The following is a 2,589-nucleotide window of genomic DNA, read 5'->3' on the forward strand; positions in this document are numbered from 1 at the left end:
CGCGCCCTCACCACCGCGCCACACCGACCCCTCCCGTCACCCACCGCGATCACCCGCGTGACCGATCACTCGATCGTGTGGCCAACGGTGTGGGCCACCTGCCGCCCGGTTCCCGTACCGTGATCGTTTTGCCGGACTCCCGACCGGCGCGGTGATCGGAGGACGACGCGTGAGCGAGGTCTACCGGGACGAGGTCCCGGCGCACCTGAGGACCACGGCGCAACTGCGCTCGTCGGGAAGGCGACCGGTCGACCCGAGCAAGGCCGCCGCCTGGCTGGAGCGCGTCTTCGACGGCGACGTCTGGCGCACCGCCCTGCACGACGTCACCGCGACCGTCCCGCTGCCGCCGTCGCCCCCGCGCGCCCCTGGACCGGCGCGCGCCACCACCTCGCACGCGCGCGAGGAGTCCGCGACGTGGGCCCGCGACGTCCTCGCCGACCGCGACGCGGTCGTGCTCGACACCGAGCTGACCGACTTCACCGGGCGCGTCATCGAGGTCGCCGTGGTGGCCACCGACGGCGCCACCCTGCTCTCCTCGCTCGGCGACCCGGAGGGCACGCCGATCAACCCGCACGCCCAGCGCGCGCACGGCATCACCGCCCAGATGCTCGCCGGCGCGCCCACGCTGGAGCAGCTGTGGCCGAAGCTCGACCACGTCCTGCGCGGCAAGCGGGTGATCGCCTGGAACGCCCCGTTCGACCTCACCAGGCTGCGCGCCGAGCACCGGCACATCTTCGGGGACGCCGACCTCCCGGACTGGCTGACCGGCCCGTGGTTGTGCGCGATGCGCAAGCACGCGGCCTGGGTGGGCGACCGCAACACCAAGAGCGGCGGCTTCCGCAACCACCGCCTGGAAGGCGGCCACCGCGCCGAGGGCGACTGCCTCGCCGCCCTGGCCTGGATCAAGCGCATGGCGGACACCGCGCCCGGCGCGGAAGCGCACGCCGACGCGGAAGCGCACGCCGACGCGGCAGCGCACCCCGGCGCGGCAGCGCACCCCGACGCGGCAGCGCACCCCGACGCGGTCACGACCGGCGCGCCGACGCCCGACCTGGCGACGATCCGCGAGCTGTGGCCCCAGGTCCTGGGCAAGGTCCGCGAGCACAGCCGGTCCCTGGAGGCCATGCTGGGCAAGGCGGAGCCGGTCCTGGCGTCGGGCCGCGTCCTGACCATCCGCCACCCCGCCGCGGTGGTCGGCCGCAGGGTCGCGCAGAGCCAGAACCTCGACCTGGTCAACACCGCCCTGACCGCCGTCCTCGGCCAGCCGTGGACCGCGCGGGTCGCACCGCACGACCCCACCGCCTGACGGACCGGGCTTGAGTCTCAACCGCCTTGAGACCCCACAGTGGTCACCGTGACCGACGACCAGCTGTACCCGATCGGCGACGTGGCGCGCCGGACCGGCCTGAGCGTGAGCGCCATCAGGTTCTACGCCGACGAGGGGGTGATCGAGCCGACCGCGCACACCGACGCCGGCTACCGCCTCTACGACGTGGCCGCCATCGCGGGCCTGGAGCTCGTGCGCACCCTGCGCGACCTCGGCGCGAGCCTGGACGACATCCGGGGTGTGCTCAAGGACGAGATGAGCCTGCGCGAGCTCGCGGCGGCGCACCTCGACGTCGTCGAGGACCAGATGCGCAACCTGAAGGCGAGGCGGGCCGTCCTGAGAACCATTGTGAGCCAGAACTCCGACGCTGGACAGGTCGCGCTCCTGCACGATCTGGTGAACATGTCCGACGACGCCCGAGACCGCCTGCTCGACGACTTCTGGACCGAGGTCACCGAGGGCCTCCCGATCCACCCCGGCTACCAGGAGCAGCTGCGCCGCACGCGCCCCGTGCTGCCCGAGGAACCGACCGCCGAGCAGTTGCAGGCCTGGATCGCGCTGGCGGACATGGTGGGCGACCCGGAGTTCCGGACGGCCGTCCACCGCTTCTACGAGCGCGCTTTCGCCACACCCCGCCCCAACGACCTCACCTCGCCCAGGATGATGGCGCTGTCCGAGGAGCACAGCGCGATCGCGGTGCGGGCCCGGGAGGCGGAGCGGGCCGGGGTCGCCCCGGACTCGCCGGTCGCGCGGGAGCTGGCCGAGCGCCTGCTGCGGTCCACGGGGCTGATCAGCGCGGAGGTCACCGGGCAGGCCATGGGCGATGAGCAGTGGGCCGACCTGCGGCGGTTGATGACCGAGCTGGAGGAGGCCCCCGAGGTGCAGCACGCCGTCGAGGGCTTCGTGGCGGACTTCGGCGGTCTGTTCGAGCCGTTCTTCGCGCTCCTGGCGACGATCAACGACGTGCCGCTGGAGCAGCTGTGGAACACCGGCCCGAGTGACGCGTGGGTCGCGGCGGCTCTCAGGGCAGGCGGCTGACGGGCGGGCGCCGAGCCCGAACCGGGCGCGGGGCCGGGGGAGCTCACCCCCGCCCCGGCGCCACCCCCGTCCGCCAGGCCCACGCCGCCACCTCCACCCGGTTGCGCGCCGCCAGCTTCCGCTGCGCGTTCCCCAGGTGCGTCTTCACCGTCGCCACCCCGAGGTGCAGCTCCCCGGCCACCTCGTCATTGGTCCGCCCCAGCGCCACCAGCCGGACCACCTCC

At 73.9% G+C, this 2,589-nt stretch carries 3 protein-coding genes; 2 read left to right on the forward strand and 1 reads right to left on the reverse strand.

Features of this window, described 5'->3' with window-relative positions:
* Positions 1-169: 169 nt before the first annotated feature.
* Positions 170-1,306: an exonuclease domain-containing protein gene (locus ACTUAL_RS20560; protein ID WP_440901388.1), complete on the forward strand. Its 1,137-nt coding sequence runs from the start codon at positions 170-172 to the stop codon at positions 1,304-1,306.
* A 48-nt stretch (positions 1,307-1,354) separates the two neighbouring features.
* Positions 1,355-2,365, forward strand: coding sequence for a helix-turn-helix domain-containing protein (locus ACTUAL_RS20565; protein WP_440901389.1), 1,011 nt, complete (start codon positions 1,355-1,357; stop codon positions 2,363-2,365).
* 43 nt (positions 2,366-2,408) lie between these two features.
* Here the strand turns inward: ACTUAL_RS20565 and ACTUAL_RS20570 are convergent.
* Positions 2,409-2,589 (reverse strand): response regulator transcription factor (locus tag ACTUAL_RS20570; RefSeq protein ID WP_440901390.1); only part of this gene is annotated, 181 nt, incomplete at its 5' end.

The sequence above is a fragment of the Actinosynnema sp. genome, from assembly GCF_052038725.1.